Source organism: Paraburkholderia sp. BR14374, from assembly GCF_040948685.1.
In the GTDB taxonomy this organism is placed as follows: domain Bacteria; phylum Pseudomonadota; class Gammaproteobacteria; order Burkholderiales; family Burkholderiaceae; genus Paraburkholderia; species Paraburkholderia youngii.
In genome coordinates this window covers 341,358-364,196 of record NZ_JBFPKF010000001.1, presented here as the reverse complement: position 1 = coordinate 364,196, position 22,839 = coordinate 341,358, and the positions used below count along the sequence as shown (strand labels likewise).

Genomic DNA, 22,839 nt, shown 5'->3' with positions numbered 1-22,839 from the left:
ATGCGTGGCAGGCGCGGCAGTTTCAATGTCGGTTTCAGGTCAGCACGCGGTGACGCCATGCCGGCAGGCTCTGCCGCACTTCGTCGATGCGCGCGCGTTCGAGGTTGCCCGCGACCACGCCGGCGCCCTCGTCGCGCACCGCGACGATCTCGCCCCACGGGTCGATCAGCATGCTGTGGCCCCAGGTGCGGCGGCCGTTTTCATGTTTGCCGCCCTGCGCCGCGGCGAGCACGTAGCACTGGTTTTCGATCGCGCGGGTGCGCAGCAGCAGCTCCCAATGCGCGCGGCCGGTCGTGTAGGTAAACGCGGACGGCACCACGATCAGCGCGCAGTCGCCCAGGCGCCGGTACAGCTCGGGAAAGCGCAGATCGTAGCAGACCGACAGGCCGACCCGGCCGAATGGCGCCTCGAAGCTTTGCACCGAGGTGCCGGGCCGGATCGTGCGAGCTTCGTCGAACGATTCATCGCCTTTTTCGAAGTTGAACAGGTGGATCTTGTCGTAGCGCGCGGCTTCGTTGCCGAGCGGGTCGAACACCAGCGTCGTGTTCAGCACGCGCGACGCCTCCGGCGCGTTCAGCGGCAGAGTGCCGCCGATCACCCAGAGCCGGTGGCGGCGCGCGGCGTCGGCCAGAAAGCGCTGGATCGGGCCATCCCGATGCGGCTCGCGCACGGCGAGCTTGTCGGTGTCCTTGAAGCCCATGAAACAGAAATACTCGGGGAGCAGCACGAGCTGCGCGCCGTCGGCGGCGGCTTCGGCGATCAGGCGCTCTGCGTCGGCGAGATTGCGATCGCGATCCGGCGTGCTGACCATCTGCAGCGCGGCGACCCGAAAGGGGCTGGCGACAGAGCCGGACGTTGCGGCGGATGCGGATGATGTGACGTGTGTTTCGCTCATGAGCGTGTCGAAAGACTCCCGGCGGGTGGCGGTATGAAGCGCGGGCACCGCATGGTTCTGGGCTGGCTCGGCCCCGTTGGCGCATCGAGTCGGCAGAGCGGCACGAGCGGCCGCGTGGAACGAGACAGCGGCGCCAGGGAAACCGAAGCTCAGTGCGCTTCCACGGTCGAAGCCGGAGCGTCAATCTTACCCCGTTCGCCCGTCACCCGCTGAACCTGCGGTTTGGACCACGAACCGGTGATCGCGTAGTCGCGCGCGAACACGTGCGACACCCCATGTGTGAAGGCGATATCGGCGACCAGCGCGCCGAGGCCGATCAGCGGATTGATGATCGTCGCGGCGATCACCGCGGAGCCGGCGCTGACGGTCGGTATCACGTGCAGGTGCAGGTTCTGGGTTCTCTGCGCGATGTCGACCGAGCCCACCATTTCGGCGCGGGCCGGCGCGGTCACCATCCTGAAGTTGTCGGTGCGGGCGATGCCGTCATGAATCTGCGCGGTACCGGTCACGCTCGAGAACGGCAAGCCCTCGCCGAGCACGTCGCGAAAATCGAGCGTGGCGATGCGCGCGAGGCTTTGCAGGCTCAGAACGCCGAGCAGCGTTGCGACGCCTGGATCAACTTTCAGGATCTGGCCGTGGCGCAGATCGAGCGCGAGGTTGCCGTTCAGCGTCGAATAGTCGATCGTGGTCGGGCCGCCCTGCCACACGGCCTTGCCCTGGATAGAGCCGATGCCGCCCTTGAGCGTTCTCGGCAGACCGAAGCGCTCGAGCATCGCGCCAGCGTCCTTGATGTCGAGCTTGAAATCGAACACGGTGCGGCGCGGCGTGGCTTCGTCGGCCGAGATGGGCAGTTCGGTCGAGGTGCGCCAGTTCGCGGTCGCGGTGAGCGTCGCGGTAGGGTTCGTCACGTCGAGCTTGTCGAGCTGCCACACCGGCACGCCGTTCTCGTCGTAGTTGTGCGCGTCGACCTCGAGCCGGCCGACGTTGCGGTCGTGCACGATCAGCTCGTTCACGACCAGATCGATCGACGGCATGTTCAGCGCGGGCGCCGACATCGCCGGGCCGAGCAGGTCCTTGTCCGCGACCGATGGAATCACGACGCGTGCGAAGCGCGCCTGCAGTTCTCCCGGCGATTCGCGGGTCACGCCCGGCAGCCACGACACGTGGCCGGACACCTGATTCGACGCGATGTTCGCCTGCCACGTGCGGTCCATGTGCGACGCGCCGACGATCACGTTGTCCCAGTGACGCTTGAGAAGCGTCAGCGTGTCGATGTGCAGCGCGAAGCGGTTTGGCAGGAACTGCGTGAGCATCGGATTCGGCGCGGCGGCGGGGGTGGTCGCGCTGCTGGCGTTGGTTGCGCTATTGCCGCCGTTCGCGCCGCCGTTCACGCCATTCGCGCCGGCCGCGCCCGCGCGCAACTGCGCGGCGAGCGCGCGCCAGGCATCCGCGTTGAACTCCTTGATGTCCACCGCGGCGACCACGCCCTCGGACGGCAGCTCGACCGCCCGGTTCACGCCGATCGCGCCGCGCACGACGGTCGGTGGCGTACGCGGCTGCGCGCTCGGCCGATAGCGCAGCAGATACGCGGCGGCGACCGGCCCCAGCGTCAGGTCGGCGCGTTCGAGGCCGGCTTCGCCCGGCACCGTCGACGGATTGACCGCGAAATGCAGCGGCATCGGTGTGCCGGCCTGCTTCTCGAACGGTGCTGGAAAATCGAGAGCGAGGCCGCTCAGATCCGAGTTGGCGCTGACCTGCGGCAGGCGGCCCCTCGCGCCGGCGACGCGCAACGCATAAGGCGCGCTGCCGCTCATATGCGTTAGCACCTGCGCGGCCGCGCCAGGCGGATGCAGCTCGCGCGCGGCATCGACGGCGATGTGGCCGTTGAGCGCGAGCGCGTATGTGCCGTCTTGCCGCAAGCCGCCGTTCGCATGCACGTCGCCGCCAAGGAACTGTCCGGAGAGCCGCTCGACCTCGGCCGTTCGTTCGGTGAAGCGCACCCGGCCGTTCAGCCGCGACAGCGGCGGCGCATTGCTCACGCTCAGGCGATTGTTCAGGAAGCCTAGCGCGCCTTCGACGCCGACATGCGGCTTCGGCGTACGCGGGATCGTCAGCTTCAGCGCGAGGGATGCAGGCCCTTCCGCGCGAATCTTTTCGGTCTGATGCCGCGCCATGATGCCGAGCGAGCTGCGGTTCACATAGTCGAGCATGTCGGCGAGCGGGCCCCGGCCATTGCCCTGGATGGTGAGGTTCGAGCCTTTGGTGCCGAGGTCGTCGATGCGGCCGTTCACGCCGGTCAGCGCGACGCGCTTGTAACGGCCGCGGTCGATGTCGAAGCGCAGCACGTTCTGCTTGAGCTCGAACACGCCGTCGATGCCGTCGAGCGGCGGCCAAACGTTTGGCGTGCCGTTGCGCATGTTGCGCGGCGGGAACGGCGTCGGATCGAACTTGCCGCCGGTGAACGGCGCGACGATGTGGAAGAGGCCGGCGTCGGCGTCGCGTGCGTAGGGGAACTTGGTCAGGTCGCCGTGCACTTCGATCGTGCCGCCGCGCGACACGCCAGCCTGCAGGCCGTGGTCTAGGTAAATACGCAGCTTTTCGCTGACCGCGGTCGGCAGATAGCGGGCGATACGGGTCACCTGCGCGCGCCGGAAGTCGGCTTTCAGGTCGAGCGAGCCGCGGCCGTGGCCGGGATTGCTGTAGCTCGCGGTCGCGCTTGCCTCGACGTCGGAGTTCGATACGCTGAAATCGTTGAGCTTGACCGCGAACGCGGGACGCGTGTCGCCCGGTGCCTTCTTGCCCATCGTCCACTCGGCGCGGCCGCGCAGACGCGCGAGCGTCAGACGCGGATCGTCGAACACGCCTGGCAGCGTGATCGCCACGTTGGACGTATCGAGGTTCGCGCGGCCGCCTTTTTCGTCGGCGTCGACGGTGCCCCACAGGTTCTCGATGCCGGGAATGCCGGCGCGCGGGTGGCCGCGCGGCGTCAGGCCCGGCCCCGGCTCCTGGGCGGCGAAGCTGATGCCCTGCAGATCGCCCTTGAAGCGATAACGCTCGATCGGCTCCGCACCCGTCGGCCGATGGTCGCTGCCCACTTCTCCGGATTCCGGTTTGTCGCGCTCGACCTCGATCACGTAGTTCGCGACCAGCCCGCGCGGATTGATGCGCACGAGTTCGTTCAGAAAGTGCCGCGGCAACGGCAGCGCGCGGCTGAATTCGGCGAGGATGCCGAGATCGACGCGATCGCCGCTGATGCTCAAAAGCTGCCCGTGCTGCTGCGACGCGGTCCGGTAGCGGCTGTCGAGGGTCCGGAAGCGCAGGATGCGCGTGAGCGGCGTGCCGTCTTCGAGCGGCGGCTGGCCGAGCTCGGCACGCAGGTCCGACAACTGCAGCCGGTACTCGCCGTCGTCTGCCTCGACGCGCCACAGAAAGTGGGCGATCGGCACGAGCAGCTTTGGCTGGGTCGGGCGCACCCGCATCGCGACGTCGTTGCCGTTCAGCTGGCCGGTCGCCTGGTTCATGCGGCCTTCGCTGAAGTCGATCCAGATTGCATTGTCGATGCGGCCGGCGAACGTCTCGATCGGGAATTCGACGTAGCGCGCGAGAGTCGGCAGATCGACCGGGCCCGTCGACATATACACCTGGCCGCTCCAGTTGATCGGCTTGCCGATCGCGGAGAGCGGCGCGTGGCGAAAGTGCGTGCGGAAGTCGAGCGGGCCTTTCAGCACGCTGCCGTCGGGCGGTGCCTGCAGCGCCATGCGGTGGTCGCGGCCGTCATTGAGGATCGCGATGCGGATATCGCGCAGCGCCAGCTCGGGCTCGTGGCGGGTCGCGTCGCGCCAGCGCAGCACGCCGCCGCGCACGACGATCGCCTGCTGACGCAACAACCAGGTGGACAGCGCGTCGTTGCCGCTGTGGCGCGTCGGTACCGGCACGCCCGCGACCGACAGCACGCCGTCGTCGCTGCGCGACACCAGCACGTCCGGCTGATCGACGATCAGGCTCGACAGCGCCGGATGAAACTCCCATAGCGAGCGCCAGGATACCGTCGCGGTGGCGTGCGGAATCGTCAGCGCGGGTTGGCCGTCGTGATCGCGGATGACGAGGTTGGTGACGTCGAGCCCAGGCTGGAAGCCGCTCCAGTGCGGCGCGAGCCGGCCGATCGTGAATTGGGTGTGCAGCTTGTCGGAGACTGCGGCTTCGATGCGCGGCCGGAACGTGTCGACTCGCGGCAGCACCACGTACCGCAAACCCAGAAACACTCCGCCCGCGATGAAATAGAGGACGAGTGCGAGCGTGGCGAGCACGCGCAACGTCCGACGCAACACGATGTGGTCGCTTCCGCTCACATGCCGGACCTGCGATGGGGCTTGCGGGTCGGCGGATTCGTTTCGCTCGGACATGCTGCGGCGGCTGGGCGTATGGTAGTTTTGCGTGTTAACGACGAAATGTAACACACGGGAAAGTGTCGGCGGACTTCCTGCAAACCCTGTCCGAAAGCCCGTGACGGGGATTCGCGAGGCCGTTCGGCACGGGCTTCGGCATGCTTGCCGCCGGGTGCCGGTTGCACAATAGAACGATATGACAGCGACCCCGAAACGACACCCCACATCGTCAGAATACCGCCGGACAAATTCGATCAAGCAACGAGCGAGCCAGATTTTTGATGACTGACGCAACCCTCCTGAGTTCCAGCTATTCGCACTATGCCGCGCGCGCCGCCGCGGCCCGCCCGCAACTGGTCGCGCATGTCAGCGCGCTGGCCGACGAACCGCTGACGCGCGAGCGCATCGACGCGCGTCTCGACGCACTGTGCGCCGAGGCGGCTGGCCCCGCCGGTGCGCCGGTCAATGAAGATGCGCTGAAACGCGCGCTGCGCCAGTTGCGCACCGAAGTGTTCTGCGCGGTGATGGAGCGCGACCTGGCCGGCGAAGCCGATATCGCCGAAGTCACCGGCGCGATGACCGATCTCGCGGAAACGACGATCCAGCGCGCGCTGACGGTGCTGAGCGCCGAGCTGGAAGCGCTGTATGGCGAGCCGCGCGACCAGCAGGGCGAGCGGCTCACGCTCGGCGTGGTCGGCATGGGCAAGCTCGGCGGGCGCGAGCTGAACGTGTCGTCGGATATCGATCTGATCTTCGTCTACGAGGACGATGGCGAGACGACCGGCGGCCAGCGCTCGCCGCTCGCGACCCAGGAGTTCTTCACGCGGCTCGGCAAGCGGCTGATCGGCGCGCTCGCGGAAGTCACCGCCGACGGCTACGTGTTTCGTGTCGATATGCGTCTGCGGCCGAATGGCGATTCGGGGCCACTCGTGTGCAGCCTCGGCATGCTCGAAGAGTATTTCTACGTGCAGGGCCGCGAGTGGGAGCGCTACGCGTGGATCAAGGGCCGGCTCGTGTCCGAGGGCGCAAGCGCCGCGGCGCAGCGGCTGCAGAAGCAGCTCGATGCGATCGTCACGCCGTTCGTCTATCGACGCTATCTGGATTTCGGCGTGATCAGCGCGATCCGCGCGCTGCATCTGCAGATCCGCCAGGAGGCGCAGCGCCGCGCGTCGATGCGCCCCGACAAGGCCGACGACATCAAGCTCGGCCGAGGCGGCATCCGTGAAATCGAGTTTAGCGCGCAGGTGTTCCAGCTGATCCGCGGCGGCCAGGACGCCGGCTTTCGCGTGCGGCCGACGCTCGCCGTGCTGCGCCATGCGGCCACGCATGGGTTGATGGACCCGTCGGTGTGCCTGAAGCTGTCGCAGGCGTATCGCTTTCTGCGCGAGCTCGAACATCGCTTGCAATATCGCAACGACGCGCAGACTCACGCGATGCCCATCGATGCCGAAGACCGCGCGGCGCTCGCGCGCGCGATGGGCTGCGACGACTACCCGGAATTGATGACTAAGCTCGACGCGCATCGCGAGTTCGTCGAACAGCAGTTCGACCAGATTTTCGCCGACAAGGTGGGCGGCCGCGACGGCTGCGGCGCGCCCGAGGACGGCGCGGCCGCGTGGGTGTGGAGCAGTGCGCTCGCCGACGATAGCGCCGACGACGCGCTGCGCGCGCGCCTCATCGAACTCGGTGTGGCCGAACCCGGCGAGTTGCTCGCGCGGCTGCAGGCGGTGTGGCGCTCGTCGCGCTACACGGGCCTGAACGAGCGCAGCCGGCAGCGCTTCGACATCGTCGCGCAGCGCGCGCTCGAAGCTGCGCGCACGCTGGAGCCGGCCGGCCGGCGCGGCGATACGGTCGCGCGCCTGTTCGATCTGCTCGAAGCGGTGAGCCGGCGCGGCGCGTATCTGGCGCTCTTGACCGAGTATCCGCAGGCGCTGCACCAGGTGCTGTCGGTGCTGGGCGGCTCGCGCTGGGCGGCCGGCTATCTGATCCGCCACCCGCAGCTGCTCGACGAACTGCTCGACGGCGAGGCGATCAACAGCCCGTTCGACTGGCCCGAATTCAAGCGTACGTTGCGCTTGCGGCTCGCCGCCGCCGACGGCGTCGAGCAGCAGATGGATCTGCTGCGCCACGCGCATCAGGCCGAGGTGTTCCGCATTTTGCTGATCGATCTTGCCGGCAAGCTGTCCGTCGAGCACGTCAGCGATCGGCTGTCCGAGCTCGCCGACGCGGTGCTCGACGTGACGATCGAAGCCGTGTGGAATCAGTTGCCCAAACGTCACCGCGACGTGCCGCGCTTCGCGGTGATCGCCTACGGCAAGCTCGGCGGCAAGGAGCTCGGCTACGCGTCGGACCTCGACCTGATCTTCCTGTATGACGATCCCGACGATGCCGCGGCCGACGTCTACGCCACCTTCACGCGGCGCCTGATCACATGGCTGACCACCGCGACCGGCGCCGGCACCTTGTTCGACATCGATCTGCGGCTGCGGCCCAACGGCGAGTCGGGCCTGCTCGTCACCGATCTCGACGCGTTCCGCCGCTACCAGCTGCGCGAGGGCGACGCGGCGAATACCGCGTGGGTGTGGGAGCATCAGGCGCTGACGCGGGCACGCTACTGTGCGGGCGACCCGGAGATCGGCGCGAAGTTCGAGGCGATTCGCGAACAGGTGCTGACGACACCGCGCGAAGCGCCGCCGCTCGCGAAAGAGATCGTCGAGATGCGCGCGCGTGTCGAAGCGGGTCACCCGAACCAGACGCCGGCGCTATTCGACCTGAAGCACGACCGCGGCGGCATGGTCGATATCGAGTTCACCGTGCAGTACTGGGTGCTGCTGCATGCGGCGCGCGATCCCGAACTGATCCGCAATACCGGCAACATCGCGCTGCTGCGTGAAGTGTCGCGTTTCGGGCTGATGAGCGAAGCGGAAGCGGAGACGGTCGGCGCCGCCTATCGGCGCTATCGCAAGCTGCAGCACACGCTGCGGCTCGATGGGATGGAGAAGGCGCGGGTCGATCCGGCGCTGGTCGCGGCCGAGCGCGAGGCGGTGCTGGCGTTGTGGAAGAGGGTGTTTGGGTAAAGGCGCTTGCGCATTTCGCGTAGCGCCAGCGCAGCATGCGCGGCCGGGATCGGTGTGACGTCCCGGCCAATCCGACTCAGGCCGTGTGCGGTGAGCTGCGCACGGCGCAATCTCAGGCGGCCAGCATTTCCTTCGCGTGCTTGCGCGTGGTCGCCGTGATTTCGAGGCCGCCGAGCATGCGCGCGACTTCCTCGATGCGGCTCGCCTTGTCGAGCGAGGTCACGCTGCTGAGCGTGCCGCCGGTGCCGTTGCTCATCTTTGCGACCTGGAAATGATGATCGCCGCGCGCCGCGACCTGCGGCAGATGAGTCACGCACAACACCTGGCGCGCCTCGCCGAGTTGATGCAATAGCCGCCCGACCACTTCGGCCACGCCGCCGCCGATGCCCGTATCCACTTCGTCGAAGATCAGCGTCGGTGTCGGGCTGGCCGCGCTCGCGATCACTGCGAGCGCGAGACTGATACGCGCGAGTTCGCCGCCCGACGCGACTTTCGCGAGGGGCCGCAGCGGCACGCCGGCGTGACCCGCCACGCGGAACTCGATCTGCTCGAGCCCATGCGCACCGCCTTCGGGCAACGGCACCAGCGCGACTTCGAAGCTGCCGCCTTTCATCGACAGTTCCTGCATGCCGGTCGTGACCGCCTCGCCGAGCGCCTTGCCTGCTTTGGCCCGTGCCTTCGACAGTTTTTTAGCCTCGGCGACGAACGCGTCCTTCGCTTGCGCCTCGGCGGCGCGCAGGCCGTCGAGGTCGGCGGCGGCGTCGAGCGCGGCCAATTGCTTGCGGCGCGCTTCGTGTTCTTCCGGCAGCGTCTCGGGCTGCAGGCGGAATTTTCGCGCGGCCGAGTGCAGCGCGTCGAGGCGCTTTTCGACCTGCGCGAGCCGCTCCGGATCGAGTTCGAGCTTCTGCGCGTAGTGGCTCAGCGAATACGCGGCTTCCTGCAACTGGATCTCGGCGGGTTCGAGCGCGGCGAGCACGTCGTTCAGCGCCGGGTCGATCTCCGCGAGGTCGCGCACCTTCGATACGATCGAGCCGAGATGCGTGATCATCGCGTCGTCCGATTCGGAGAGCGCGCCGAGCGCACCCTGCACGCCGTCGATGAGATTCGCGGAATGCGACAGCCGCCGATGCTCGGTGTTGACCTCTTCCCATTCGCCCGGCTGCGGCGCGAGCTTGTCGAGTTCGGTGAGTTGCCACGCGAGTCGCTCGCGTTCGAGTTGCAGCTCGCGATCGCGCGTTTGCGCGTGCTCGACCGCCTGCGCCTTGTCGCGCCACGTGCGCCACGCGCGTGTCACGGCGGCGGCCAGGTCGGACAGGCCCGCGTGGGTGTCGAACAGCTCGCGCTGCGCTTCCGGGCGCATCAGCAACTGGTGCGCATGCTGGCCGTGAATATCGACGAGCATTTCGCCGACCTCGCGCAGCTGCGCGAGCGTCGCGGCCGTGCCATTGATGAACGCGCGTGAGCGGCCGTTCGCGTCGACCACCCGCCGCAGCATCACGGTGCCGCCGTGCTGGCCGTCGTCGGCCGCGCCGAGCGCCTGCGCGTCGAGCCATTGATCGACCTGCGCGTGCGTTTCGAACTCCGCGGTGATATCGGCGCGGCTCTCGCCGGTGCGCACGACGCTCGCCTCGGCGCGGGCGCCTAGCGCGAGCGCGAGGGCGTCGATCAGGATCGATTTGCCGGCGCCGGTTTCGCCCGAGAAAACGGTAAAGCCGCTGTCGAATTCGAGGTCGAGCGCGGCGACGATGACGAAGTCGCGTATCGAGAGGTGGCGAAGCATGGAGGTCGTCGGGTAGCTTGGATTCGGTTGGCGGCCGCGGCGGCGTGGGCATGAAAGCGCCGCTTACGGCCTCGGGTCTTCTTCGTGCGACGGGTACTCGTGCCAGTGCAGCTTCTTGCGCAGCGTCGCGTAATAGCTGTAGCCGACCGGATGCAGCATTGGCACCGTGTGACGCGAACGACGCACCTCGATCGTGTCGCCGAGCTCCAGCGACGTGAACGACTGCATGTCGAAATTGACGTTCACTTCGCGCCCGGAAACGATCTGGATGCTGACCTTCGAGTCGTCCGGCAGCACGATCGGCCGGTTCGACAGCGCGTGCGGCGCGATCGGCACGAGCACGAAGCCCTGCAATTGCGGATGCAGGATCGGCCCCTGCGACGACAGCGCGTACGCGGTCGAGCCGGTCGGCGTCGCGACGATCAGGCCGTCCGAGCGCTGGTTGTACATGAAACGGCCGTCGACCGACACGCGCAGCTCCGCCATGCCCGAAAAACCGCTACGGTTGACCACCACGTCGTTGAACGCGAGCGCGTGATAGATCGACGTGCCGTCGCGCACGATGCGCGCTTCGAGCAGCACGCGCTCCTCGCGCTCGAAATTGCCGGACAGCATTTGCGGCACGATCTCGCGCATGTCGGAGATCGGAATGTCGGTGATGAAGCCGAGCCGTCCGTGGTTGATGCCGATCAAGGGCGTGCGATATGGCGCGAGCTGGCGACCGATGCCGAGCATCGTGCCGTCGCCGCCGAGCACCACGGCGACGTCGGCGCGCGCGCCGATCTCGGCGGGACGCAGCGCCGGATAGTCGGTTACGCCGATCTCGGCGGCGGTGTCGGCTTCGAACACGACTTCGAGGCCGAGCTTCGCGATGCACGCGGCGAGCGCGGTCAGCGGCTCGCCGATGCCTGGCGTATTGCTGCGCCCGACGAGCGCGACGGTCTTGAACTGGCTGGTCACTTGCATGCCGGCATTACACCATAGGTAGGGCCTGAAAAGAACCGCAGGCCAACCCGGTAGCGGGCCGGCGCACGCGGGGCGTCTGCGCATGTCGCGATTATCGTTAGAATGATGAAGACCCGATGACCTGCGCGCCCGCTGACGGCGCCGCATTGGCCGGGAGCGGGCGCCGCGGGCGCTCGCGGCTGCGATGCCATTGAGCTAAAATTTTTCGTCATGCTAGATCCTCGCGCACAAACCCTCCTCAAAACGCTGATCGAGCGCTACATCGCCGAAGGTCAGCCGGTCGGCTCGCGCACGCTGTCACGTTATTCGGGCCTCGAGCTGAGCCCGGCCACGATCCGCAACGTGATGTCGGACCTCGAGGATCTGGGGCTCGTGATCAGTCCGCATACGTCGGCGGGGCGCATTCCGACGCCACGCGGCTACCGTCTGTTCGTCGACACGATGTTGACGGTCGAATCCGCCGCCGACGAAGAAGCGGTGATGCGCGCGGTCAAAACCACGCTGCAGGTGGGCGAGCCGCAGAAGATCGTCGCCGCGGCGGCGAGCGTGCTGTCCAACCTGTCGCAGTTCGCCGGCGTGGTGCTCACACCGCGCCGCAGCCACGTATTCAAGCAGATCGAATTCATGCGCCTGTCCGACAAGCGCATTCTGCTGATCATCGTGACGCCCGAAGGCGACGTCCAGAACCGCATTCTCGCCACCCAGCGCGACTTTTCGCCTTCGCAGCTGGTGGAAGCCTCCAATTACATCAACGCGCACTTCGCGGGCCTCTCGTTCGACGAAGTGCGCCGCCGCCTGCGCGAGGAAATCGACGAGCTGCGCGGCGACATGACCTCGTTGATGCACGCGGCCGTTACCGCGAGCACCGACGAATCCGATACCGGCGAAACTGTGCTTATCTCCGGCGAGCGCAATCTGCTCGAAGTCGCCGATCTTTCGTCGGACATGGCGCGCCTGCGCAAGCTGTTCGATGTGTTCGACCAGAAGACCAGCCTCCTTCAGTTGCTCGACGTGTCGAGTCACGCGGCGGGTGTGCAAATTTTCATTGGCGGCGAATCGACGCTGGTGCCGATCGAGGAAATGAGCGTCGTCACCGCGCCGTACGAGGTGAACGGCAAGATCGTCGGCACGCTCGGTGTGATCGGACCGACCCGCATGGCCTACAACCGCGTGATTCCGATCGTGGACATCACCGCGCGGCTGTTGTCCATGACACTCAGCCAGCAGTAGTCCTCGCGCTCCGCGGCGCCGCCGTCATCGCAGCCCGTGCCGGCCATGATGCGCGAACGGGCGGCGTCTGCCAATCGTCCGAATGGCCAGGGTCCGGCGACTCCCGGCCGAACCCGCGCCGCTATAATGAATTTCCATTGAATCGACTCGCCGCGTGAAGCGGTGATTTCTGCTGCCTATGCGCTTCGACCTCGAGCGGCCGTCACAGAACGCCACATCGCATCGCGTCGCCGTGTTGCTGATCAACCTCGGCACGCCCGACGCGCCGACGCCGCGCGCGGTGCGCCGCTATCTCGCGCAGTTCTTGTCCGATCCTCGCGTGGTCGAAATTCCCGCGCTGCTGTGGCAGCTGATTCTGCGTCTGCTGATCTTGCCGTTTCGCGGCCGCAGCTCGGCGAAGAAGTACGCGGCGGTGTGGATGCCTGAGGGCTCGCCGCTGCGCGTGCACACCGAAAAGCAGGTCGAGGGCTTGCGCCATCTGCTGCAAGTCAACGACTACACGGTGCTGGTCGACTACGCGATGCGCTACGGCACGCCCGGCATTCCGGCAATGCTGAACCAGCTGAAGCTCGCCGGCACCGAGCGCGTGCTGCTGATGCCGATGTATCCGCAGTATTCGGCGTCGACCACGGCGACCGCGTTCGACGAAGCCTTTTCCGCGCTCAAGCGCATGCGCAACCAGCCGGAAATCCGCACGGTTCGCCAGTACGCCGATCACCCGGCGTATATAGCGGCGCTCGCCGCGCAGGTGCGTCATCACTGGCATCTGCACGGCCGCCCCGATTTCGCGGCGGGCGACAAGCTCGTGCTGAGTTTCCACGGCGTGCCCAAGCGCACACTCGACCTCGGCGACCCCTATCACGAGCAATGCCAGCAGACCGGCGCGCTGCTGATGCAGGCGCTGGAGTTGACGCCGGTCGAATGCCGCATCACGTTCCAGTCGCGCTTTGGCAAGGCCGAATGGCTGCAGCCCTACACGGCGCCGACGTTGAAGGAACTGGGCGCGGCAGGCGTGCGGCGTGCTGACGTGTTTTGTCCGGGTTTCACCGCCGACTGCCTCGAAACGATCGAGGAAATCGGCATGGAAGTGCGCGACGAATTTCTGCAGGCGGGTGGCAAGGAGTTTCACCGGATTCCCTGTTTGAACGCGTCTCAGCCGTGGGTTGCCGCGCTCGGCGAAATCGTCGCGCAGCATCTGCAGGGCTGGCCGGTGCAGGCGGTGCCGGTGCCGCACACGACAGGAGCTTGAATACGCAGATGAACTACCGCATCTCAACCGAACCGGGCGCGAAACTGCGCATCGACAAATGGCTGTGGGCCGCGCGTTTCTTCAAGACGCGTTCGCTGGCCGCGGATGCGGTCGACAAGGGGCGGGTGCGCATCGGCGGCGCGGCCGTGAAGCCGGCCAAGGACGTGCGTGTCGGCGATCTGGTCGAAATCGAGATCGAGCGCTACGTGTGGCAGGTCGAGGTGCTGGGCGTGTGCGACGTGCGCGGCCCGGCGAGCGTGGCGCAGACGCTTTACGTTGAAACCGCGCAGAGCAAGGAGAAGCGGCAGGTCGAGCAGGAACGGCGCAAGGTGTATCACGAGCCGGCCGCCGCGCTGCACGGGCGACCGACGAAACGCGACCGGCGCACTATCGACAGATTTTCGGGTGGGAACTAAAAAACTGCTCGACCGTGGCGTGTGCGCCACCGTACTCGGTGGTGTGGTCGTTAACCGCGCCGGACATGCAGATGGTCGTGGTGCCCGCGATCAGTACCAGTGCGACCACCCCGATTGCAACGGTCAGTTTCACGGTACTCCCCTCGATGGGCTGAAACGGGCTATCGGAACGACTGTCAGGTGTCGGTAAGGCGTACGTCAAATTAGGGTTAACGTGCGTTGCCGCTCCATGACTGGAGAATAGGTCAGTTGCGGGCTGCACTCAATCCCTATCTGATTACGCCACGTGAATGCCTGTTACGGCGCATTTCGCCTGCACGACGGTGGTGCGAAAAAACCTCGGAGCCGCTTGAAACGGCTATTTCAGGCCCCATCTGGGGTCCGGTCTGGCGGATCGGCGCGAAGACACGTGTCGCGATTTTGCAAAGCACGAATCGTACTGTGTCGGAACGGCTATTTCCGTCTTTGCTTTTACTTTTTAACGACTTTCAGCGACATGGAAAACACGCAAGAGAACCCGACGAGCCAGAATCCCACGCCCGCCGACGAAGCCGCGCGCCAGGCCGCCGAGGCGGCTGAGGCCGCCACTCAACAGCAGGACACCGGCGCCACCACTGAATCCGCCCAGGCTGCCGCCGAGCAGGCGCTGGCCGACGCTCAGGCGAAGATCGCCGAGTTGCAGGAAGACTTCCTGCGCGCGAAGGCCGAAACCGAAAACGTGCGCCGCCGCGCTCAGGAAGACGTCGCCAAGGCGCACAAGTTTGCGATCGAGAACTTCGCCGAGCATCTGCTGCCGGTCGTCGACAGCCTCGAGGCGGCCGTCGCCCATTCGTCCGACGACCTGCAGAAGGTCCGCGAAGGCGTCGAGCTCACGCTGCGCCAGTTGAGCGGCGCGCTCGAGAAGGGTCGCGTCGTGGCCATCAACCCGGTCGGCGAGAAGTTCGACCCGCATCGCCATCAGGCCATTTCGATGGTACCGGCCGACCAGGAGCCGAACACCGTCGTCGCGGTGCTGCAAAAGGGCTTCGTGATCGCAGATCGTGTGCTGCGTCCCGCGCTCGTGACCGTCGCCGCGCCGAAGTAAGCACGTCGAAGCGCACCCCGGGCGTCCACGCCGGCGGCGTCTGCTTCGTCGCTTCGCATCGCCGCGCGCCGCAAAACATCCAGTCGATTCAGGCACTTCCGGCGAACCCCGCCGGGGCGCCGTGCAGGCTGGCGGAGCGGGCTCGCAGCTAGGATTCACGAGGCCGCCCCGTGATTGAAAAAAATTAAAGACCGCATCGCGATAGAGGTCTTGAAAACGATGTGGCCGCACTTATTTTGAGTGCAGGTAGGAATTGAGAGCGGATCGTCCCGCCGCCAGATGGGCCAACCGGGCGCTTTCCGCAGCGATCAAAGTCAGGAGATTTGTAAAAATGGGCAAAATCATCGGCATCGACCTCGGCACGACCAACTCGTGCGTGGCGATCATGGAAGGCAACTCGGTCAAGGTCATCGAGAACTCGGAAGGCGCGCGCACCACGCCGTCGATCATCGCTTACATGGAAGACAGCGAGATCCTGGTCGGCGCGCCGGCCAAGCGTCAGTCGGTCACGAACCCGAAGAACACGCTGTTCGCGGTCAAGCGCCTGATCGGTCGCCGCTTCGAAGAGAAGGAAGTGCAGAAGGACATCGGCCTGATGCCCTACAAGATCATCAAGGCCGACAACGGTGACGCATGGATCGAAGTGCGCGACCAGAAGCTCGCGCCGCCGCAAATCTCGGCCGAAGTGCTGCGCAAGATGAAGAAGACCGCTGAGGACTACCTCGGCGAGACCGTCACGGAAGCCGTGATCACGGTGCCGGCGTACTTCAACGACAGCCAGCGTCAGGCGACCAAAGATGCAGGCCGCATTGCCGGTCTGGAAGTGAAGCGGATCATCAACGAACCGACCGCGGCCGCATTGGCATTCGGTCTGGACAAGGCTGAAAAGGGCGACCGCAAGATCGCCGTGTTCGACCTCGGCGGCGGCACGTTCGACATCTCGATCATAGAAATCGCAGACGTCGACGGTGAAATGCAGTTCGAAGTGCTGTCCACGAACGGCGATACGTTCCTCGGCGGTGAGGACTTCGACCAGCGCATCATCGACTACATCATCGGCGAGTTCAAAAAGGAACAGGGCGTCGATCTGTCGAAAGACGTGCTCGCGCTGCAGCGCCTGAAGGAATCGGCTGAAAAGGCCAAGATCGAGCTGTCGTCGAGCCAGCAGACCGAAATCAACCTGCCGTACATCACGGCCGACGCGTCGGGTCCGAAGCACCTGAACCTGAAGATTACGCGTGCGAAGTTGGAAGCGCTGGTTGAAGAACTGATCGAGCGCACCATCGAGCCGTGCCGCGTGGCCATCAAGGACGCGGGCGTGAAGGTCGGCGAAATTGACGACGTGATCCTGGTCGGTGGTATGACCCGTATGCCGAAGGTGCAGGAAAAGGTAAAGGAGTTCTTCGGCAAGGACCCGCGCCGTGACGTGAACCCGGACGAAGCCGTGGCCGTTGGTGCCGCGATCCAGGGCCAGGTGCTGTCGGGCGACCGCAAGGACGTGCTGCTGCTCGACGTGACCCCGCTGTCGCTCGGCATCGAAACGCTCGGCGGCGTGATGACGAAGATGATCAACAAGAACACCACGATCCCGACCAAGCACGCACAGGTCTACTCGACGGCTGACGACAATCAAAGCGCCGTGACGATCAAGGTGTTCCAGGGTGAACGCGAAATGGCAGCGGGCAACAAGCTGCTCGGCGAGTTCAACCTCGAAGGCATTCCGCCGGCACCGCGCGGCGTGCCGCAGATCGAAGTGAGCTTCGACATCGACGCGAACGGCATCCTGCACGTCGGCGCGAAAGATAAGGCGACCGGCAAGGAAAACCGCATCACGATCAAGGCGAACTCGGGTCTGTCCGAAGCCGAAATCGAGAAGATGGTGAAGGATGCGGAAGCGAACGCTGAAGAAGATCACAAGCTGCGTGAGTTGGCCGACGCCCGCAACCAGGGTGACGCACTCGTCCATAGCACGAAGAAGGCGCTGACCGAGTACGGCGACAAGCTCGAAGCGGGTGAGAAGGACAAGATCGAAGCCGCGTTGAAGGAACTCGAAGACACGCTGAAGAGCAGCTCGAGCGACAAGGCCGCGATCGAAGCGAAGATCGAAGCGGTGGCCACGGCCTCGCAGAAGATGGGCGAGAAGATGTACGCCGACATGCAGGCTGCGCAAGGTGCCGAAGCGGCAGCGGGCGCGGCGGGCGGTGCGGGTGCCGGTGCATCGACGGGCGCGAGCCAGCAGGCCGACGACGTGGTCGACGCTGAGTTCAAGGAAGTGAAGAAGGACTAAAGCCAGGTCGGCATCCGACCGTAAAGCCGTGCACAGCGATGTGCGCGGCCCGGCTGCACGAGATCGGCGCCCTTTGGGCGCCTTGAGTGCAAGAGCGGTTTTTCGCGCCTGGCGAGCCTTTTGGGCTCTCCGGGCACGTTCGTTTTATGGAGGGCGTTGTTTTGAACCGTGTCGAGACGCGGCGCAGACAGCGGCCGGACGAGTCGTGAGACTCCACAGCATTCACAAGGAGCTACCGCGTCGCTTTGCGCGGCGGCGTTGAACCGATATGGCGAAACGGGATTACTACGAGGTTCTGGGCCTCGCAAAGAACGCGAGCGACGACGAAATCAAGAAGGCTTATCGCAAGCTCGCGATGAAGCACCACCCCGACCGCAATCCGGGCAACAAGGATGCGGAAGAGCATTTCAAGGAGGTGAAGGAAGCCTATGAAATGCTGTCGGATTCGCAAAAGCGCGCCGCGTACGATCAGTACGGTCACGCGGGCGTCGATCCGAACATGGGTGGGGCCGGTGCGCAAGGTTTCGGCGGCTTTGCCGATGCATTCGGCGACATCTTCGGCGACATCTTCGGCCAGGCGGCCGGCGCCGGCGCACGCGGAGGCGGCCGCGCGGGCCCGCAGGTGTATCGCGGCGCGGATCTGCGCTACAGCATGGAAATCACGCTCGAGCAGGCCGCACACGGCTACGACACGCAGATCCGCGTGCCGAGCTGGGTTTCGTGCGAAGTCTGTCATGGCTCGGGCGCGAAGCCGGGCACCAAGCCGGAAACCTGCCCGACCTGTAGCGGCTCGGGTTCGGTGCGCATGTCGCAGGGCTTCTTCAGCATCCAGCAGACTTGCCCGAAGTGCCACGGCAGCGGCACCTACATCCCCGACCCGTGCAATCACTGCCACGGCGCGGGCAAGGTGAAGGAAACCAAGACACTCGAAGTGAAGATCCCGGCCGGTATCGACGACGGCATGCGCATCCGCTCGGCCGGCAATGGCGAGCCGGGCATCAACGGCGGACCGTCGGGCGATCTGTACGTCGAGATTCATATCAAGCAGCACTCGGTGTTCGAGCGCGACGGCGACGATCTGCATTGCCAGATGCCGATCCCGTTCACCACCGCGGCGCTTGGCGGCGATATCGAAGTGCCGACGCTGGCCGGTCGCGCAACTTTCACCGTGCCGGAAGGCACGCAGTCGGGCAAGACGTTCCGTTTGCGCGGCAAGGGCATCAAGGGGCTGCGTTCGAGCATCGCCGGTGATCTCTACGTGCATGTGCAGGTCGAAACGCCGGTCAAGCTCACCGAAGCGCAGCGCGACCTGCTCAAGCAGTTCGAAAAGGCGCTCGTGGAAGGCGGTGCGCGGCATAGTCCGCAGAGCAAGAGCTGGTTCGATCGGGTGAAGAGCTTTTTCGATTGATCTGATTTGGCGGTCAGGATGACGGTGGACAGGCGCGGCGCGGTGTTCGCGCTGCTTGACGATTGCGGTGCAACGGCGGCGCGTCCGTCGAGCCGCTTGTACACGGGTTTCGTGCGCGAGCGGGTCTGCACCGAGGCGGCGCAGCTCGAAGCGGTGTGCGACAGCGTCGCGGCCGATACCCGCAACGGCCTGCACGCCGTCGTGCTGGCCGACTATGAATTTGGTCGTGGGCTCGTCGGTATCGACAAGCTTCGGTCCACTGAAACGCAGCGTGGCAATGCCACGCTGCGTTTTTTATTGTTCGAACGCTGTGCGAAGCTTGCGCGCGACGAGGTCGACGCGTGGCTGTTGACGCGTGACAACGGTGCTCCGGAGCCGTCGGTCGCGGGTACGGCGAACTTGCGCGAGAGCGTCGATCGCGCCGAATTCGATGCGTCGATCGACGCGATTCACGCTGCGCTGCGCGCGGGCGATTCCTATCAGGTCAACTACACGTACCGCCTCGGCTTCGACGTGTTCGGTTCGCCGCTTGCGTTCTATCGGCGTTTGCGCGCGCGCCAGCCGGTGTCGTTCGGCGCGCTGATCGCGTTGCCCGACGATGCGTGGGTGCTGTCGTGTTCGCCCGAATTGTTCGTCGAGAAGCACGGCCCGACGTTGCGCGCGCGGCCGATGAAGGGCACGGCGCCGCGCTCGCAAGATCCCGCCATCGACCGCGGCAACGCCGAGTTCCTCGCCACCGATCTGAAGAACCGCGCCGAGAACGTGATGATCGTCGATCTACTGCGCAACGATCTGTCGCGGGTTGCGCGGATCGGTTCGGTCAATGTGCCGGCGCTGTTTTCGGTCGAGCCGTACGCGTCGGTGTGGCAGATGACGTCGACAGTGGAGGCGACGTTGCTCGATGGCACCTCGTTCGCGACGATCCTGCGCGCGCTCTTTCCCTGCGGTTCGATTACCGGTGCGCCGAAGCATCGCACGATGCAGCTGATCGACGAACTGGAAAGCACGCCGCGCGGACTTTATACCGGCGCGATCGGCTGGCTCGATGCACCGGACGATGATCAGGATTGCGGCGACTTCTGCATGTCGGTCGCGATCCGCACGCTGACATTGACCGCGTCGACGGCGCAAGCGGGCGGCACGGACGGTCTGCGCGGCAGCATGGGTATCGGCGCGGGCATCGTGCTCGACAGCGTGGCCGCCGACGAGCACGAGGAGTGTCGATTGAAAGCACGTTTTCTGACCGGCGCCGAGCCCGGCTTCGAACTGTTCGAAACGATGTACGCAACGCGGGAAGACGGCGTGCGGCATGTCGAGCGGCATTTGCGGCGCTTGTCGTCGAGCGCCGCGACCCTTGGTTTCGGGTTCGACGAAGCGCGCATTCGCGAGGAGATTTCAGCGCGGTGCGCCACGCTGCCGGCGCAGACGCCGCATCGTATGCGGCTTGCGTTGAGCAAAAGCGGTGTGACGCAGTTCACCGCCGCGATACTTACGCCGTTGACGGATGCGATCGTTGGGGTTCTGCTCGGCCCCGAAGCGCAGTTCACGCCGACCCAGGCCGCCGATCCGCTGCTGCGCCACAAGACCACGCGCCGCGCCGACTACGACCGCGGCTGGCGCGAAGCCGAGGCGAAGGGCGCCTTCGATACGCTGTTCTTCAACGAACGGGGCGAACTGACCGAGGGCGGCAGATCGAACGTGTTCGTGAAGCTAGGGGGACGATGGTGGACTCCGCCGCTCGCGTCGGGCGTGCTGCCTGGCGTGATGCGAAGCGTATTGCTCGCCGGGGCCTCGGACCTGCAGGCGGGTGAAAAAGTGCTGACGCAGCAGGACGTGCTGAACGCCGAAGCGCTGCTCGTGTGCAACGCGCTGCGCGGCGCGATACCCGCACGGGTTGTCAGTTAGAGCACTGAAACAAACGGGAATGCTGCGCGCCCGCGCGGCAAACATACATCAGAACGTGTGCTCGGCGCCTGGGAACGTGCCGTCCTTCACCGCCCGCACATACGCCTCGACGGCCGCCTGAATGTTCGGCTGTCCCTGCATGAAATCTTTCACGAAGCGCGGCCGCTTGCCGGGGAAAATCCCGAGCATGTCGTGCAGCACGAGCACCTGACCCGAGCAGTCGAGACCCGCGCCGATGCCGATCGTCGGAACGCGCAGTTGCCTCGTGACCTCGCCCGCGAGTTGAGCCGGGATCGCTTCCATCAACAGTGATTGCGCGCCGGCGGTCTGCATCGCGAGTGAATCGCGCAGTAGCTGGCTCGCGCCCGCTTCGGTCTTGCCCTGCACCTTGAAGCCGCCGAATGCATGCACCGACTGCGGCGTCAGACCCACGTGCGCGCACACCGGAATCGAGCGCTCGACCAGAAACCGCACCGTATCCGCGAGCCATTCTCCGCCTTCGAGCTTGACCATCTGCGCGCCCGCGCGCATCAGTTCGACCGAACTCCTGAACGCGTCTTCGCGCGTGCCGTACGTGCCGAACGGCAGGTCCGCCATGATCAGCGCCGACGGCCGCGCGCGCGAGACGCTCGCCGTGTGATACGCGATGTCCGCCAGCGTCACAGGCAGCGTGGTCGCCTGGCCTTGCAGCACATTGCCGAGCGAGTCGCCGATCAGCAGCACGTCGACGCCCGCGCGATCGAGCAGCGCGGCGAAGCTCGCGTCGTAGCAGGTGAGCATCGCGATCTTTTCGCCGGCGTCGCGCATTGCCTGCAGTTTCGGCACGGTGATCGCGCTCCGGCTCGCTTCCTGCAAATAAGTCATGGTCAATCCAGTGAGAAAAATGAACTAGCCGCGCCGCTCACAGCGACGTGGCTTTGACAAAGAATTCCTTGCGGCCGCGCATTGTCTCGATGCGTTCGGCGAGCAGCGCAAGGTCCGCGTCGGAGTCGAGCGGATTCAGGTGTTCGGCGTTGACCGTCAGCACGGGCGTGCGGTCGTAGTGGTAGAAGAATTCGTTGTATGCGTCGCACAGCGCGCGCAGATACGCATCGGAAATCTGCAGCTCCATCGGCACCGCGCGCTTCTGGATGCGCGCGAACAGCACCTCGGGACTCGCCTGCAGATAAACGACGAAGTCAGGCTCCGGCGCGCTGACGTCGAGCCGCGCGGTCAGCGCGCGGTACAGCTGCCACTCGTCTTCCTGCAAGGTCAGACGCGCGAAGATGTCATTTCGCTGTGTGATGAAGTCGGCGATCAGCGGTGTGCCGCTCGCCTGCGCGGCGCTCACTTGCTGCGCCTGCTGCGCGCGTTGCAGCGCGAAGTGCAACTGCACCGGCAGCGCATAGCGCGCGGTGTCGCGATAGAAGCGTTCAAGAAACGGATTGTCCTGCGGGCGCTCGAACAGTTCGTGCATCGACCAGCGTTGCGCGAGGCGCCGCGCGAGTGAGGTCTTGCCGACGCCGATCGGCCCCTCGATCGCGATGTAGCCGAACGGCGGGCGCAACTGCGGCGCGGTGACCGTGAGCGGCGGCGAACTCATTCGCAACGGCCTTTTCCGGCGGAATTACCGGCGAGCGCATTGAGCATCGGACACTGGCAGGGCCCCTTCACCTTCTCGATGCGCTGATCGCTGACGCTATCGAGCAGCGCGGCGGCCCGGCCATGTTGCGGAATCACGATCGCCGCGTCGATCTCGACCAGCGGCACCAGCGCAAACGCGCGCTCGACGAGGCGTGGATGCGGCACGATCAGATCGGCTTCGTCGATCGATTGATCGCCGTACAGCAGGATGTCGAGATCGAGCGTGCGCGGCGCATTGCGGAACGGCCGCTCACGGCCGAAATGATGCTCGATCTTGTGACACAGCGCGAGCAGATGCCGCACGGGGAGCGTCGTCTCCAGCTTCACGACGCAATTGAAATAGTCGTCGCCGCCCGCGTCGATCGGGGCAGTGCGATATAGGCTCGATTTGGCGAGCACGGTGATGGTGTGCTGTTGTGCGAGGCACACCACCGCGTCTTTCAGGGTCTGGCGCGCGTCCCCGAGATTCGCGCCGAGGCCAAGATAAGCAACCGTCATGGCATAACTTCCTGCAGCTATCGTTTCGACGGCTCT

The 22,839-nt window shown here is 65.7% G+C and carries 16 protein-coding genes; 8 read left to right on the top strand and 8 right to left on the bottom strand.

From position 1 onward, the window contains the following. Positions 1-34: 34 nt before the first annotated feature. Together AB3X86_RS01615 and AB3X86_RS01610 are read right to left on the bottom strand one after the other, a co-directional pair. Positions 35-895: a carbon-nitrogen hydrolase family protein gene (locus AB3X86_RS01615; RefSeq protein ID WP_176122486.1), complete on the bottom strand. Its 861-nt coding sequence runs from the start codon at positions 893-895 to the stop codon at positions 35-37. Positions 896-1,044: 149 nt separating this feature from the next. Continuing rightward, entirely contained in the window at positions 1,045-5,298 is a 4,254-nt protein-coding gene (locus AB3X86_RS01610) for a YhdP family protein (protein WP_368594683.1), read from the bottom strand. A gap of 260 nt (positions 5,299-5,558) precedes the next feature. Here AB3X86_RS01610 and glnE point away from each other — a divergent pair, with 260 nt between their 5' ends. After that, the gene (gene glnE, locus AB3X86_RS01605; RefSeq protein ID WP_368594682.1) at positions 5,559-8,357 is read left to right on the top strand and encodes a bifunctional [glutamate--ammonia ligase]-adenylyl-L-tyrosine phosphorylase/[glutamate--ammonia-ligase] adenylyltransferase; all 2,799 of its coding nucleotides are present in this window, start codon (positions 5,559-5,561) and stop codon (positions 8,355-8,357) included. Positions 8,358-8,469: 112 nt separating this feature from the next. On the opposite strand, the gene recN is transcribed toward glnE, so the two are convergent. Together recN and AB3X86_RS01595 are read right to left on the bottom strand one after the other, a co-directional pair. Further along, complete coding sequence (gene recN, locus AB3X86_RS01600; RefSeq protein ID WP_368594681.1) at positions 8,470-10,137, bottom strand: DNA repair protein RecN; 1,668 nt, start codon at positions 10,135-10,137, stop codon at positions 8,470-8,472. Between the two features lie 63 nt (positions 10,138-10,200). Further along, on the bottom strand, positions 10,201-11,103 hold the full coding sequence (locus tag AB3X86_RS01595; protein WP_176122489.1) for an NAD kinase: 903 nt from the start codon (positions 11,101-11,103) through the stop codon (positions 10,201-10,203). A gap of 210 nt (positions 11,104-11,313) precedes the next feature. Between AB3X86_RS01595 and hrcA the strand changes: the two genes are divergently transcribed. From hrcA to AB3X86_RS01580, 3 genes are all read left to right on the top strand, one after another. After that, positions 11,314-12,333, top strand: a complete 1,020-nt coding sequence (gene hrcA / locus AB3X86_RS01590) for a heat-inducible transcriptional repressor HrcA (RefSeq protein ID WP_026227992.1) — start codon at positions 11,314-11,316, stop codon at positions 12,331-12,333. A gap of 178 nt (positions 12,334-12,511) precedes the next feature. Further along, positions 12,512-13,582, top strand: coding sequence for a ferrochelatase (gene hemH / locus AB3X86_RS01585; protein ID WP_176122490.1), 1,071 nt, complete (start codon positions 12,512-12,514; stop codon positions 13,580-13,582). An 8-nt stretch (positions 13,583-13,590) separates the two neighbouring features. Further along, positions 13,591-13,998, top strand: coding sequence for an RNA-binding S4 domain-containing protein (locus tag AB3X86_RS01580; protein WP_176109499.1), 408 nt, complete (start codon positions 13,591-13,593; stop codon positions 13,996-13,998). On the opposite strand, the gene AB3X86_RS01575 is transcribed toward AB3X86_RS01580, so the two are convergent. Then, positions 13,970-14,131: a hypothetical protein gene (locus AB3X86_RS01575; RefSeq protein WP_176109498.1), complete on the bottom strand. Its 162-nt coding sequence runs from the start codon at positions 14,129-14,131 to the stop codon at positions 13,970-13,972. The genes AB3X86_RS01580 and AB3X86_RS01575 overlap by 29 nt on opposite strands. A 363-nt stretch (positions 14,132-14,494) precedes the next feature. Here AB3X86_RS01575 and grpE point away from each other — a divergent pair, with 363 nt between their 5' ends. The 4 genes from grpE to pabB all read left to right on the top strand — a co-directional run bounded on the left by grpE (position 14,495) and on the right by pabB (position 20,682). Further along, the gene (gene grpE / locus AB3X86_RS01570) at positions 14,495-15,082 is read left to right on the top strand and encodes a nucleotide exchange factor GrpE (RefSeq protein WP_176122491.1); all 588 of its coding nucleotides are present in this window, start codon (positions 14,495-14,497) and stop codon (positions 15,080-15,082) included. 331 nt (positions 15,083-15,413) lie between these two features. Continuing rightward, the gene (gene dnaK, locus AB3X86_RS01565; RefSeq protein ID WP_368594680.1) at positions 15,414-17,369 is read left to right on the top strand and encodes a molecular chaperone DnaK; all 1,956 of its coding nucleotides are present in this window, start codon (positions 15,414-15,416) and stop codon (positions 17,367-17,369) included. A gap of 268 nt (positions 17,370-17,637) precedes the next feature. Continuing rightward, entirely contained in the window at positions 17,638-18,777 is a 1,140-nt protein-coding gene (gene dnaJ, locus AB3X86_RS01560; protein ID WP_368594679.1) for a molecular chaperone DnaJ, read from the top strand. An 18-nt stretch (positions 18,778-18,795) separates the two neighbouring features. Further along, complete coding sequence (pabB, locus tag AB3X86_RS01555; RefSeq protein WP_368594678.1) at positions 18,796-20,682, top strand: aminodeoxychorismate synthase component I; 1,887 nt, start codon at positions 18,796-18,798, stop codon at positions 20,680-20,682. 48 nt (positions 20,683-20,730) lie between these two features. On the opposite strand, the gene panB is transcribed toward pabB, so the two are convergent. The 3 genes from panB to folK are packed head-to-tail and all read right to left on the bottom strand — an operon-like array spanning position 20,731 to position 22,803. Next, entirely contained in the window at positions 20,731-21,546 is an 816-nt protein-coding gene (gene panB / locus AB3X86_RS01550; protein ID WP_176122495.1) for a 3-methyl-2-oxobutanoate hydroxymethyltransferase, read from the bottom strand. 37 nt (positions 21,547-21,583) lie between these two features. After that, positions 21,584-22,264 carry a deoxynucleoside kinase gene (locus tag AB3X86_RS01545; protein WP_368594677.1) on the bottom strand — a complete coding sequence of 227 codons (681 nt, stop codon included), beginning with the start codon at positions 22,262-22,264 and terminating at the stop codon, positions 21,584-21,586. Beyond that, entirely contained in the window at positions 22,261-22,803 is a 543-nt protein-coding gene (folK, locus tag AB3X86_RS01540; protein WP_176109492.1) for a 2-amino-4-hydroxy-6-hydroxymethyldihydropteridine diphosphokinase, read from the bottom strand. Before folK ends, AB3X86_RS01545 begins: the two co-directional genes overlap by 4 nt. Positions 22,804-22,839 lie beyond the last annotated feature (36 nt).